Origin of the sequence: Rothia mucilaginosa (assembly GCF_001061665.1) — a bacterium.
In the GTDB taxonomy this organism is placed as follows: Bacteria; Actinomycetota; Actinomycetes; order Actinomycetales; family Micrococcaceae; genus Rothia; species Rothia mucilaginosa_A.
Window position 1 is genome coordinate 1 of the sequence record NZ_JVSP01000010.1, and the last position, 13,649, is coordinate 13,649.

11 protein-coding genes are annotated in these 13,649 nt (G+C 63.4%); 1 reads left to right on the forward strand and 10 read right to left on the reverse strand.

Annotated features, from left to right (window positions below):
• Positions 1-242 (reverse strand): helix-turn-helix domain-containing protein (locus ADJ95_RS09420; protein WP_049333451.1); only part of this gene is annotated, 242 nt, incomplete at its 3' end.
• A 129-nt stretch (positions 243-371) separates the two neighbouring features.
• Complete coding sequence (locus ADJ95_RS05745; RefSeq protein WP_049333453.1) at positions 372-1,163, reverse strand: hypothetical protein; 792 nt, start codon at positions 1,161-1,163, stop codon at positions 372-374.
• A 92-nt stretch (positions 1,164-1,255) separates the two neighbouring features.
• Between ADJ95_RS05745 and ADJ95_RS05750 the strand changes: the two genes are divergently transcribed.
• Positions 1,256-2,272 carry an A/G-specific adenine glycosylase gene (locus ADJ95_RS05750; RefSeq protein ID WP_049333455.1) on the forward strand — a complete coding sequence of 339 codons (1,017 nt, stop codon included), beginning with the start codon at positions 1,256-1,258 and terminating at the stop codon, positions 2,270-2,272.
• Positions 2,273-2,371: 99 nt separating this feature from the next.
• Here the strand turns inward: ADJ95_RS05750 and ADJ95_RS05755 are convergent, their stop codons facing one another.
• The 8 genes from ADJ95_RS05755 to ADJ95_RS05790 all read right to left on the reverse strand — a co-directional run bounded on the left by ADJ95_RS05755 (position 2,372) and on the right by ADJ95_RS05790 (position 13,638).
• Positions 2,372-4,942: an ATP-dependent Clp protease ATP-binding subunit gene (locus tag ADJ95_RS05755; protein WP_049333457.1), complete on the reverse strand. Its 2,571-nt coding sequence runs from the start codon at positions 4,940-4,942 to the stop codon at positions 2,372-2,374.
• A gap of 843 nt (positions 4,943-5,785) precedes the next feature.
• Positions 5,786-6,136, reverse strand: coding sequence for a histone-like nucleoid-structuring protein Lsr2 (locus ADJ95_RS05760; RefSeq protein WP_049333459.1), 351 nt, complete (start codon positions 6,134-6,136; stop codon positions 5,786-5,788).
• 798 nt (positions 6,137-6,934) lie between these two features.
• Positions 6,935-8,467: a lysine--tRNA ligase gene (gene lysS, locus ADJ95_RS05765; protein ID WP_239662802.1), complete on the reverse strand. Its 1,533-nt coding sequence runs from the start codon at positions 8,465-8,467 to the stop codon at positions 6,935-6,937.
• A gap of 108 nt (positions 8,468-8,575) precedes the next feature.
• Positions 8,576-9,523, reverse strand: coding sequence for a pantoate--beta-alanine ligase (gene panC / locus ADJ95_RS05770; protein ID WP_049333461.1), 948 nt, complete (start codon positions 9,521-9,523; stop codon positions 8,576-8,578).
• Positions 9,520-10,482 carry a Rossmann-like and DUF2520 domain-containing protein gene (locus ADJ95_RS05775; protein ID WP_049333463.1) on the reverse strand — a complete coding sequence of 321 codons (963 nt, stop codon included), beginning with the start codon at positions 10,480-10,482 and terminating at the stop codon, positions 9,520-9,522. Before ADJ95_RS05775 ends, panC begins: the two co-directional genes overlap by 4 nt.
• A 168-nt stretch (positions 10,483-10,650) precedes the next feature.
• Positions 10,651-12,498, reverse strand: a complete 1,848-nt coding sequence (locus tag ADJ95_RS05780; protein ID WP_049333465.1) for a PH domain-containing protein — start codon at positions 12,496-12,498, stop codon at positions 10,651-10,653.
• A complete protein-coding gene (locus tag ADJ95_RS05785) occupies positions 12,498-13,136 on the reverse strand; it encodes a PH domain-containing protein (RefSeq protein ID WP_080974959.1) in 639 nt (212 codons plus the stop codon). Before ADJ95_RS05785 ends, ADJ95_RS05780 begins: the two co-directional genes overlap by 1 nt.
• On the reverse strand, positions 13,123-13,638 hold the full coding sequence (locus ADJ95_RS05790; RefSeq protein ID WP_049333467.1) for a DUF3180 domain-containing protein: 516 nt from the start codon (positions 13,636-13,638) through the stop codon (positions 13,123-13,125). Before ADJ95_RS05790 ends, ADJ95_RS05785 begins: the two co-directional genes overlap by 14 nt.
• Positions 13,639-13,649: the final 11 nt, after the last annotated feature.

Genomic DNA, 13,649 nt, shown 5'->3' on the forward strand with positions numbered 1-13,649 from the left:
CCATCAACTACAGCCGCCGCTGCGGCGACCTTGGTCTCGTAGTCGTATTTGGTGTGTTTTACTCCCATGGCAAGAAGCCCGCCCTTCCCGATGACGCGGTACATTTTCTGCCACTCTCTCACAGTCGCGGCAGACACACCAAGCTTCCTGGCGGTCAAACGACAGCCAAATCCTTTCTCGAACATTTGCGCTGCCTGTTTCCGAAGCAAACGATCATGTCTCGATCCCAGATGCACGGACATGAAAAGCCTCCTGTTTCTTGGACTTTATTTTCGTTGTCCAAGAAACGGGAGGCAGTTCAAGAGTATCCGATGCGGGGGCTTTTTACGCCCGCTCACGGGCGAAAACTATGGGGAGGCTCGGCGAAGCGACTACTGAATCACGAAGTTCACCCGGGTCGAGGTTACGCCGTTCACCGTTGCGGTTGCCCAGTAGGAACCCTTCTGGGCGTTCGAAGCGGCGGAGCAGCCCAGAACGTTGATCTTGCGATCCCAGGCCAGGTCGGTTGCGCCCTCGGCGCCCGCGGCAACCTCAGCCTTCGGCAGGGTGGTCGCGGTGCACAGGCTACGGGTGTACACCTGCGCCGATCCCGAGGTGATGTTCAGGTCCACGCCGGTATTCGCGCCCTCGCCACCCACGGCGCAGGGGGTCTTCGAGGAGTTCGTGTAGGTCACGTGGAACGAGACCTGCTCACCCGCGGCGAACGTGCGCTTAGCGGGGGTAACGGTCACCTTCAGGTCGTTCGCGGTGCAGGCTGCCACCACACCCGCCGCGCTTGCGCTCGGGGTGGCGGAGGGGGTGGCCTGCGCGGTCTTGGCCTCGCTCGGCTTTGCCTCGGGGCTCTTGGTTTCAGCCGCCTTGGTCTCGGTGGCATTAGGGGAGGCACTCTTGGTCGTCGTCTCGCTCGGGGAGGCAGAAGGACTTGCCGAGGCGGAGGTGCTTGCCGAGGCCGTTTCGGAAGGGCGCGCGCTGAAGCTCTGGAAGGGCGCACCGGTGGCCGTCGCGGTGGAGGCGACGGTGGCGTCCTTCTTGTTATTAATCATGCCGACGATGCTCGTCACGCCCGCAACCAGCAGGAGAATGACGGCGAGCAGGGCAACAACCGCCACGATGCGACGGCGGCGGTAAACTTCGGGAGGCAGAACGGGACCGTTTTCAGACATACTCTAAGGATACCGGGTTTCAACCTTAGATTCACCATGAACCCATACCATGCCGTTTTGGGAATATATAGCCCATGACGTAGGCTTTTCTGATGATTCCAGAAGCAGCAGACCCCGCAAATCACCTCCCACAAGGCATCAAGCCGCACCTTCTGCACGAACGCATTAACGGTTGGTTCCTGCAGAACGCACGCGACCTGCCCTGGCGCCGCGACGACTGCTCGCCCTGGGGCGTGATGGTCAGCGAATTCATGCTACAGCAGACCCCCGTCAAGCGCGTCCTGCCCGTCTGGGAGGAGTGGATGCGCCGCTGGCCCACCCCCGCAGACCTGGCCGCCGAGCCCGTCTCGGAGGCGGTGCGCGCCTGGGGTCGCCTGGGTTACCCGCGCCGCGCTCAGCGCCTGCACGGGGCTGCCGTGGCGATTGTGGAGCGGCATGATGGTAAGGTTCCCGCCGACCACGATGCGCTCCTCGACCTGCCGGGCGTGGGCTCCTACACGGCCGCCGCCATCAGCGTTTTCGCGTTCGGCCTGCGAGAGACGGTCATCGACACGAATATTCGCCGCGTGCACGCCCGCGCCGTCAGCGGCAAGGCCCTCCCCTCCCGCTCGCTGACGGCCGCCGAAACCCGCCTGGCCGAGGCACTCATGCCCGCCGATACCCCAACCTCCTGCGTGTGGAACGCGGCGACCATGGAGCTCGGTGCGCTGGTCTGCACCGCGAAGTCCCCGACCTGCGAGCAGTGCCCCGTGCAGGATGTGTGCGCCTGGATTGCGGCCGGCCGACCCGATGCTGAGTACACGCCAAAGGGCCAGGCCTGGCACGGCACGGACCGCCAGGTGCGCGGCGCCGTCATGGCGGTTCTCCGCGCCGCCCACGAGCCCGTGGAGCGCAGCCTCATCCTGGGCGCAGCCTCGGCCACCGGCGCTGCCGCCTCGCCCGACCTGGTGTTCCCCGCGAATGTTCCGGCCGAGGTGCACCGCCCGCTCAAGGCGTTGTACGCACTCTCCCCCGCCTCCGAACAGCTGCAGCGCTGCTACGCGGGCCTTCTGGCTGATTCTCTGGCCCGTGAGGTACCGGAGGGCGGGCGGGTACTCGTCTCGCTTTAGAAAGGCCCCAGAGGGCCTTAGAATGCGCAAAACGCCCGAGGGGCGGCGCCGAATAACCGGTACCGCCCCTCGGGCGTTTATTGCGCTAGAGCCTAGCGCCTAGTCGTTACCCTGGCCCTCGCGGACCTCGGAAGCGGGAGCCTCGGAAGACTCGCCCTCCTTCGCGGGCTCCTTCACGGACTCCAGGGAGAGCTCCTTCATCGGCTGAGACGAGAAGACGAACTTCGCGGAGTCGCCCTCGCCCTCAACGTCCACGGTGATCTTCTCGCCGGGCTTGATGTCGCCGAAGAGAATCTTCTCGGACAGGGCGTCCTCGATGTTGCGTTGCATCTCGCGGCGCAGCGGGCGGGCACCCATAGCCGGGTCGTAACCCTTGGCTGCCATGAGGGCCTTTGCCGCGTTGGTCAGCTCGATGGACATATCCTGCTCCGCCAGGCGCTTGGCCAGGCGACCCACGAACAGGTCTACAATCTGCAGAATCTCGGATTCCGAGAGCTGCGGGAAGACGATAATGTCATCCACACGGTTCAGGAACTCGGGACGGAAGTGCTCCTTGAGGCTTTCCATCACGCGAGCCTGCATGCGCTCGTAATCGGCGGCGGAATCATCCATGGCCTGGAAACCAACCGGGATGCGGCGGTTCACATCGCGGGAACCCAGGTTGGTGGTCATGATGATCACGGTGTTCTTGAAGTCCACCACGCGACCCTGCGAGTCGGTCAGGCGGCCGTCCTCAAGAATCTGCAGCAGCGAGTTGAACAGGTCGGAGTGAGCCTTCTCCACCTCGTCGAACAGGACCACGGAGAAGGGCTTGCGGCGCACCTTCTCGGTCAGCTGACCGCCCTCTTCGTAACCAACGTATCCGGGAGGGGCACCGAACAGACGGGAGACGGTGTGCTTCTCCTGGTACTCGGACATGTCCAGGGTGATGAGGGCGTCCTCGTCACCGAAGAGGAACTCGGCCAGGGCCTTAGCAAGCTCGGTCTTACCCACACCGGTCGGACCTGCGAAGATGAACGAGCCACCGGGACGGTGCGGATCCTTCAGACCCGCACGGGTACGACGAATCGCACGGGACAGGGCCGCAATGGCGTGCTCCTGACCGATGACGCGCTTGTGGAGCTCCTGCTCCATGGTCAGCAGGCGGCTGGACTCTTCCTCGGTGATCTTGTAGACGGGCACGCCGGTGGAGGCGGCCAGAACCTCGGAAATCACCTCGGGGGTCACGACGCCGTAGGCGTCTCCGCCGCCCTCGCGCCATTCCTTCTCTGCGGCTTCCTTCTCGGCCAGGACCTTCTGCTCCTGGTCGCGCAGGCCGGCTGCCTTCTCGTAATCCTGCGAGTTGATGGCCTCTTCCTTCTGCTGGCGCAGCTTGGCGGCCTTCTCGTCCAGAATCTTAATTTCCGGCGGAGCGGTCATGCGCTTGATGCGCAGGCGAGCACCGGCCTCGTCAATCAGGTCGACGGCCTTATCCGGCAGGAAGCGGTCGGAGATGTAGCGTGCCGCGAGGTTCACGGCGGTCTCAATCGCCTCGTCGGTGATGGTGACACGGTGGTGAGCCTCGTACTTATCGCGCACACCCTTCAGAATCTGCACGGCGAGCTCCTGGGAGGGCTCGTCCACCAGAATCGGCTGGAAGCGGCGCTCCAGGGCGGCGTCCTTCTCGATGTGCTTGCGGTACTCGTCCAGGGTGGTTGCACCGATGGTCTGCAGCTCGCCTCGAGCCAGCATGGGCTTGAGGATGGAGGCGGCGTCAATCGCGCCTTCGGCGGCACCGGCACCCACCAGGGTATGGATCTCGTCGATGAACAGAATGATGTCGCCGCGGGAGCGAATCTCCTTCAGGACCTTCTTCAGGCGCTCTTCAAAGTCACCGCGGTAGCGCGAACCTGCGACCAGGGAGCCGAGATCCAGGGTGTACAGGTGCTTATCCTTGAGGGTCTCGGGGACGTCACCGTGCACGATGGCCTGGGCCAGGCCCTCAACCACGGCGGTCTTACCCACACCGGGCTCACCGATCAGCACGGGGTTGTTCTTGGTGCGGCGAGAGAGAACCTGCATGACGCGTTCCATCTCGTGGTGACGGCCAATCACCGGGTCCAGCTCGCCCTCACGCGCTGCGGCGGTGAGGTTGCGGCCGAACTGATCCAGAATCGTGGAACCCGCGGGAGTGCCTTCGCGAGAGTTACCTGCACCCACGCCGGCAGTTTCCTTCTCGCCGGAGTTGTTGCCGGGGTAGCCGGAAATCAGGTCCATGACAGCCTGGCGCACGGCGGCGGGCTCAGCGCCCAGCTTAACGAGCACCTGGTTTGCCACGCCCTCGTTCGCACGAACCATGCCCAGCAGGATGTGTTCGGTGCCGATGTAGCCGTGGTTCAGCTGAATAGCCTCGCGCATGGACAGTTCGAGAACCTTCTTCGCGCGCGGGGTAAAGGGGATGTGTCCGTTGGGGGCCTGGGGGCCGGGGCCGACGATGTCCTGAACCTGTTCACGTACTGCGTTCAGGGTAACGCCCAATGATTCCAGGGCGCGTGCACCGATGCCTTCGCCCTCGTGAATCAGACCGAGCAGAAGGTGTTCGGTACCGATGTAGTTGTGGTTGAGCATGCGTGCCTCTTCCTGGGCAAGCACCACAACGCGCCGAGCTCGATCGGTAAAGCGTTCAAACATTTACGCACTCCTTGCATTTTCCTATTGATACAAGAGTACGTTGAGTGCCGGGTTTCTGCCCTGCGCTCGGGCATCTGTTCGCCATCAAGAGAACGGAAAGGGCGCGGGCGGAAGGCAATCGGGGCGGACGGATTCCTTTGCCGGGGCTCGGCAGCGCGTCCGCTCATCTTTCGAAGCGCCCGGCACCTTTTTGAGGGTCGCCTCGCGACACTCGAATGCACATATTGCCGAACACAAACACAGAAAAATCCACGTATAGGAATACGATAGGCCCAGATTATCTGCAGAGAATCCCGGATATTGCAGAATATGCACTGTCTTTCAAAGTATATGCACGCCAATCACTCGACGGGGCGACAATAATTCCTGGGCTCGCGCGAGAATCTCACTACATGATTCACGACTTCCCCATCATTCCCTAAAGCGCGTAAAAATACATAAAGATATAGATGCCACGAACGGGTGAATAATCCAGGAAATAATGACACGCACACTCATCGCTCATGAGTTATTCGCGCGGAGAGAATCAATCTGGGGCTATGCCCTTATAAATACGGACGCAATGATATCGACATTCCGTCTGTACATTCTGGCGAGTGCAAGAAATTGCACTCTCCGCTGCCAACAATATGTTTTACAAGTAAATTAAACATGCTGGTGCCTCGGTAGGACACCGCACGCTTTCCCCCACCCTCCAGGATTGATAATTCAAATCCTCACGCCGCGGCCCCGATATTTACCGCCACATAAAAACGCTCACGGCGGATAGCAATAATCGCTATCCGCCGTGAGCGTACACAATGCATTTGCTCCGCGCGGAGCAAAACCCGAAGGGGCTAGAGATTAAGCCTGTTCCTTCATTGCTGCGTAGTATGCATCCTGAATGTCCTGGTGGATGCGGCCACGGTCGGAAACCTTGTGGCCGTTAGCCTTAGCCCACTCGCGAATCGCTGCGGTCTCGGGGTTACGCTTGACCGGAGCGGCGGTACCGCGGGGTGCGCGGGTGCGCTGAGCGGAGCCCTGCACGCGGCGGGACTTAGCTACGAAGGGACGGATAGCGTCGCGCAGACGTGCGGCGTTTGCGGAGGACAAATCAATCTCGTAGTGAGCGCCATCCAGGCCGAAGCGGATGGTCTCGTCGGCGGGGCCGCCGTCCAAATCGTCTTCAAGGATGATACGAACCTTCTGTGCCATAAATGGCACCTCCCTCATCTGTTGCATATATCCTATGGGCGCAAAACCCTGAAGCCCCTATCGAAAATTGATAGAGAAAAAGTGTGCCGGATATACATATGTACTAATTTCCTATATATCGTAACAGAAATACCGGAGGCGTTCATTGCGCAAACCGGCAAAATAGACGGGTAAATAACACCCGAGAATAATATGAGGAATATTTTCGGGAATATCGTCCCCAAATCATCGGCAATACGGAGGCTGTTCTCTGTACGCATATTATCGCCTCCGCTGTGCGGGTCGGCTCATTAAATAGCCCACCGGTCGAACGCTAGAGACGCGCCGCGTGCATTTGAATGGTGCGCGTCAGGAAATCAGCAGGAATAATCTCGCGGATAATCCTTCATCCCGCGCGGAACGGCAAAACTATCTCAACGGTATATTCCACACCCGCACGCCCCTATTCATTGCGAATCCGTAAGTCTTCACCGAGAATACTTTTCGCTCGCCGTCCCCATATACGGCTGACTAGCCAAAACTAAGCTCAGCCGGAGAATTTCAAACCGATAAAAGCCGCCCGATAACACCACATCCGAAAGCGCCGAAGCAAAAACGCCGAGATGAAAACACGACTACGAGAAACACGGAGCCGAGCCCGCCCGAGCCCTTTTAGGGCTGAGTACCGGATTCACTCGGGCAGGGCATACGAGAGCGGGGGCCGCGAGCGCACACGCGCCCGCGGCCCCCGCCGCGTTCAAACCCGGAACGCCCCGCGCAAACATGCGCGGAACGAGTCCGGGCCCTCAAGATAAGAAATTAAGCTTCCGGCTTCATGAGCGGGAACAGAATCGTCTCGCGAATACCGGGCTGACGCACCACGGTACCCGGACGCTCCAGGTCCTGGTCGCCGGCCAGCAGCATAATCAGACGATCGATGCCCAGACCAATGCCACCCATCGGGGGTGCACCGTGCTCCAGGGCGCGCAGGAAGTCCTCATCCAGCTCCATCGCCTCATCGTCACCGGCGGCAGCCAGCAGCGACTGGGCGGTCAGACGCTCACGCTGAATCACCGGGTCAATCAGCTCGGAGAACGCGGTACCGCGCTCCATGCCGCCGATAATCAGGTCCCAGGCCTCAATCAGCGGCGCACCGGAACGGTGCGGGCGGGCCAGCGGCTGGGCGCTCGGCGGGTAATCGTACACGAAGGTCGGGTTCACCAGGGTCGGCTCGACAATCTCGCCGAAGAGCTCGATGACGAGCTTCTCTGCGTCCCACTTCGGGTCGATATCAACCTCGTGCTTCTCGGCAATCTCGCGCAGAACGGACGCGTCGGTCTCCGGGGTAATCTCGACGCCCACGGCCTCGGACAGGCCCGGGTACACGCCAACCCACTTCCACTCGCCGAACAGGTCAATGGTGCCGCGCTCGGTCTCGATGCGCTCGGTACCGACGGCCTTGGCGCAGCTCTGGATAATCTCCTTCATGCGCTCGGCCATTACGAACTGGTCGGCGTACGCCTCGTAGCACTCCAGGGTGGTGAACTCGGGGCTGTGAGTCGAGTCGACGCCCTCGTTGCGGAACACGCGACCAATCTCGTACACGCGCTCAATACCGCCCACCACGGCGCGCTTGAGCGGCAGCTCGGTCGCGATGCGCATGGTCATCGGCTGGTCGAAAGCGTTCAGGTGGGTGCGGAACGGACGAGCCGTCGCGCCACCGTGAATCAACTGCAGGACCGGGGTCTCAACCTCAACGTAGCCGTGCTCATCCAGCACGCGGCGCACGGTGCGGGTAATCAGGGCACGCTTCTTCACCAGCTCGCGGGCCTCCTCGCGCACCATCAGGTCCAGGTAGCGCTGACGCACGCGGGTTTCCTCGTTCAGGTCCTTGTGCAGAACCGGCATGGGGCGGATAGCCTTCGAGGCCATCTTCCAGTCGGTCACCATGATCGACAGCTCACCGCGGCGAGACACAATCACGCGGCCGGTCACGAACACGTGGTCACCCAGGTCAACCAGGGACTTCCACTCGGCCAGGGACTCCTCGCCCACCTCAGCCAGCGACAGCATCGCCTGGATGCGCTTACCCTCGGTACCGCCCTGCAGGGTCGCAAAGCACAGCTTACCGGTGTTACGAACGAACACCACGCGGCCGCCCACGTGCACCACGCGGTCGGTCTCGTCGCCAGCCTTCAGCTCGCCGGACTCCAGCTTCGGGTCGTACTCGGCGCGCAGATCCTCGATGTGGTTGGGCTCCACACGGTTACCCTCGGAATCCAGCAAGCCCACCGGGTATGCCTCACGACCCGACTCAATCAGCTTCGCGCGCTTCTCCAGGCGAATCTGCATCTGCTCGGACATATCAGCAATCGCCGGTGCGGCGTGGTGCTCAGTGCTCACGGTGATACCTATCTGTGTAGTGTGTTGGGAAGTCTCTAAACGAAATTCAGCGAACGCTTAGCGCAGGTCCATGTTGTCAATCAGGCGGGTCGGGCCCACATACGCGGCGACCAGGGCCAGCACGCGCTCCGATTCCTCGGTCGGCTCGCCGAAGGTCATCGGATCGACCAGTTCCAGGTAATCGAGGCGCACGCCCGGGGTGGAGTTGATGCGCTCGCGCGCGCCCTCCAGGTCAATCTCGTGGAAGCCGCGGTTCAGCGAGTTCTCGCGCAGCATGGCCAGGGTGCGGGAGAGCACCAGAGCCGATTCGCGCTCCTCATCCGACAGATAGCCGTTGCGCGAAGAGAGGGCCAGGCCGTTATCGTCGCGCACAATGGCCACGGGGCGCAGGGTCACGTCGTGGTTGAAGTCGTGAACCATGCGCTGAATCAGGATGTACTGCTGGGCGTCCTTCTGGCCGAAGTACGCGTTCACCGGGTGTGAGCCGGCGGCGGGGCGAATGATGTTGAAGAACTTATTCACCACGGTCAGCACGCCGTCGAAGTGTCCGGGGCGAGTTGCGCCCTCGAACTTGGTGCCCAGCTCACCGCTCGAGATGCGGATCAGCGGGTCGCCGTCGGGGTACATCTCCTCCACCGAGGGGGCGAAGATGATGCTCACGCCGGCGGCACCAGCCAGCTCGGCGTCGGCCTCGAGAGTACGCGGGTACGCCTCGTAGTCCTCGCCGGGGCCGAATTGCAGCGGGTTCACAAACACAGAGGCGACAACAACATCGTTCTGCTCGGAAGCGCGGCGCAACAGGGTGGCGTGGCCATCGTGGAGGGCACCCATAGTGGGCACGTAACCCAGGGTGGCGGTACGGTACTGAACGTCAGTGCCGTTCTGCTCCGCCTCGAGGCGGGCAGCACGGTCCAGGGCGTCCTGCGCGGTGGCCAAAGCCTGCGCGATAGCGGTGCGGAACTCCGCAATGGTGGTCACGACGCGGGGCATCGAAGTCTCAGTCATGACGAGAACTCCTTGTTTTCGGGGGCAGAATCGTCGGTGTCGCCGGTGTACTCCACGTTCGCGGAAGGTTCCACCAGGCTTTCGATCCGTTCCAGTTGTTCATCGTTTAACAAACCTCTATTATGCGCCCTTTTTGCGGTCGCATGCGCCAGAGCGGCGTAAGAGTCTGTAATATCACCTGTTTTTTCTCCCTGTGCATACTCGCCGAGCGCCCTCATGTGGGCGGCCACGGTACCCGCATCGCCGCGCGCAACGGGACCGGTTAGGGCCCCTTCGCCGCTTGCGAGCGCGTTATCCACGGCCGCGCGGACCAGCGGACCCATGTAGTGGGCCGGGTCCTCAATGCCGATGGATGCGAGCATCTGCTGAGCCTGGCCCAGAATCGTCACGAGGTGGTTCGAGGCGTGGGCCAGGGCTGCGTGGTACAGGGCTCGGTCCGCTTCGGCCACGTGGACGGGCTCGCCACCCATCTCAACCACCAGGGCCTGCGCGATGGGCAGGAAGGGGGCGGGGCCGGTCACCGCGAAGCTCGTGCCGTTCAACCGCTGCAGGTCCATGGACAGGCCCGTGAAGGTCATGGCCGGGTGAATGGCCAGGCCAATGGCGCCCAGGGCCGTTGCGGGGGCGAAAACCTCCGTGCCGTGACGGCCGGAGGTGTGCACCAAAAGCTGACCGGCGGTGATGCTCCCGGAGGAGGCCAGGTAGGTGATGAGGCCCGGCAGCTCATCGTCGGGGACGGCCAGAATCAGCAGTTCGCTCCGTTCGGCAATCTGTTCCACCGGAAGCAGCGGCACATCGGGGAGCAGCATCGCGGCGCGCTCCCGGGAGGCCTCGGACACCGCGTGAACACCCACAATCGTGTGCTCGCAGGCGCGCAGGGCCGCGCCGAGGACGGCGCCAACCTTCCCGGCTGAAATGATTCCGATGCCCAAACGGGCGGGTTTTGAATGGTGTACCACGGTTCTTAAGTATATTCGCCCGCACCGGGTGGCGCCTCCGGGTGGTTTACGCCTGTGGATAACCCGGCCGCGCGTCAGGCGGTGGAGAGCCGCTGAGGCGGCGCAGACGGCGCGAGGCCCGCCCGCACCGAGTGGTGCGGGCGGGCCTTGCCGGTTGAGGTTCCGGCGCTAACGCGCCTCGGGCACACGGTAGTAGGCGCGGGTACCCTCCAGGCGCTCCGTGAGGGTCGAAGCAATAATCAGGCTCGTGCGCGGCGGCAGGTGCTTCATGGTGGTGCTCACCGGGCCCTTCGCAACGTCGAAGCGCAGGGTGGCGCATCCGCACGCACGCTCGAGCGGGCCCTGGGTCCAGCGCACGCCCAGCACGCGCCGCACCGGCAGCACCGACAGCCTGCGCACCAAGAAGCCGTTACGGATCAGCAGCAGATCGCCGCGGGCGTGCTCCTCGATGTTCGCGTCAGGGCGCGAGGAGGCGGGGCTCAGAGCCCCCTGCGCAGAGACGTTAATGCTGGTCAGGCCCTTAACGTGCAGGGTGAGCGGGTCAAGCCAGCGGGCCGTGGACGGCACCTGCAGCATCTGCGGGGCACCGGGCACCTGTCGCTTCTGGGAGCTGCGCGCCGCGGCCATGAGCACCTGCGCCTGCTGCTCGTCCAGCCCCGGCAGGAGCAGACGTAGCACCGCGGCGGTCTCGCGCGCATTGCCCACCGGCAGGGCCACGTTGCGGGTCAGCCCGCCCTGATCGGGCCTGTCGATACCCACGCCGGCGATGGTCATCTTGATGCGGTACCAACCGAACATCTTCCAGAGAATCGACTGCTCAACCTGAACCGCCTGCACGCGCTCCGGCAGCACGTTCTGCGTGTGGGTTCCGGTGAAGCCGTAGCGCAGGGTGAGGGCCCCGCGGTCACCGCAATAAATCCTGAACCGCGCGGAGTTATCGAAGCGGGTCCACAGCGCACCCGCGTAACCGATGAGCGGCGCGCCGAGGCTCGGGAGGGCAAACATCGGGATGTACAGCGGGCTGATTCCACTGAAAATTGCCGTGATAATTGCGCCCATACCCATGACGATGACCAGCGGGATAACCCACACGAGGTTCTCCAGCAGAATCGACATGATGAGGGTGCCGGTCGAGATGCGGAAGGCCACCGCACCCTCGGGGTTACCGGGTTCGGGGAAGTTTCCGGCCGGAGCGGGCGAAGCGGCGGGGTAGGCCGCGGAAGCCGAGTCGGACTGCGCAGGATGAGGCTGCGAGACGCCGGGCTGGGGCACGCTGGACTGGGATACGCCGGGCCGCGGCGCACCGGACTGAATCGAGGGAGCAGGCTGAGCCGGGGATGCAGGCTGAGCCGAGGGGGCAGAGGAAGCCGCGCCCGAGGGGAGCGGCGCATCCGACCGGTAGCCGGCCCGGGCTCCCCTGCCCTGAGCCCGCAGAATCGAGATGCTCTGCAGAGCCGCATGACGCAACCGGGTTGCCTTCGCCCGCGACAGGTACTTGATGTGCAGCGCCTCGCCGGAGCCGTCCGCAACCTCAAAACGCAGCTCCGACAGGCCCAACAGGCGTGCCACCAGCGGACGGGAAATATCCACGCTCTGCACGCTCTCCAGGCGGATCGTGCGCTCCTTCTTGAAGAAGATGCCGCTGCGGCGGTGAATCGCCAGCTCATCCAGGTGATAGCGGGTGAACCACCATTGAAGCGAGCCAGCAAACAGAATCAGCACCAGAACGACGAAGCCAATCAGCTGCGAATACGTCGCGCTGAAATAGCTGTCGTCCTCGTTGAACACCTGCGTCAGGCGCGTACCCCACTCGTTCGGCGGGGTGGTCAGAATATTCAGAATGATGCTCTGAAAGAAGCCGAAGGCCAGCAGAATAATGAACCACAGGTTCATGATGAACGTGCGGATATCGGCGCGCCACCACGTCTGTTCCTGCGGACCGCCGGGGCCGCCCACGCCCTGACCGCCCGGCGCGCCACCGCTCGGGACGTTATTGTTCGGAACGGGCGCGCTCATTACAGGGCCGCCATTCGCTCATCGGCGCGGCGCACCAGCTCGGCACGGACCGCATCCACGATGTCGTTCGGGACGCCGTACACCACAACCGTGCCGGCGGCCTCACCGGCGGTGCGCACCGTCAGACGCGACACCCCGCTGAGACGCTCGAGCGGTCCCGAATCGACGTCAACGTACTGGATGCGCCCGTACGGAATCGAAGTGATGCTGCGGAAAACCAGGCCGCGGCGGGTCATGAGGTGGTTGCTCTCCAGCGCGTAGGCCAGGGCGCGGGTGCGGCGCGGGGTGGTGAGCAGCCACCAGCCGCCCCAGAACACCGCAACGAGAGCCACCAGCACGCCCAGGATGCGCATCCACAGGGGTCCGTCGGTCAGAACCGCGAGTGCATCCAGGCCCAGCCCCACCAGCAGCACCGGCACGAACGCGGCCACGGTGTGGATAAAGCGAACCTTCAGGTAGCCGGGGGCCGCGGGCTGCCACTGCGGGTCGGGTGCGGCCTGCCGGGGTGCAGGCCCGCCCACGCCGGGCAGGCCCAGGGGGACCCCGGCGGGTCGTGCGGTCGGCGCGGGGTTCTGTCCCGAGCCGCCGCCCTGCGGCATGGGATTCTGAGAATAATTGTTCGATTTAGGAGCCGGCATAGGTTCCTCCCTCTCGCGACTTCACGGAACCGGAGGGAGAATCGTCCTCGTCCTCCCCCGGCGGAATACGACAACAATGCTGCGCCCACAGGCCGGCCGCCAGCAGCGCAACGCTACAGACCAGGTTCACCACGACCTGCCAGAAAAGCGCAGACAGACCGCGGGCAGGCGCCACCGTCAGGTGAAAACCAAAGATTGCGGCACACACACCCGTCAGCAGGGAACCCGTCAGAATCGAACCCTGCGCATAGGCCAGGGCACGCGCAGCCAGAATCGGACCCATGTGCGGTGCCTTCTCGCGCGTCCGAATACGGCGATACCGCGCCACCTGCACCCCCAGCCACACAGCGCCGGCGGCCACGAGCAGGCACACCAGCCCGAGCATCCACGAGAAATGCAGCTCGCTATGACCGGCGTTCACCAGCACCGCGTTCACCAGCACGGTCAGCGCCGCGGCGCCTATCGCCGTCCAGAGCACCGCCGAATACCGGAGGGGTTTCATGGTGTTTCCTT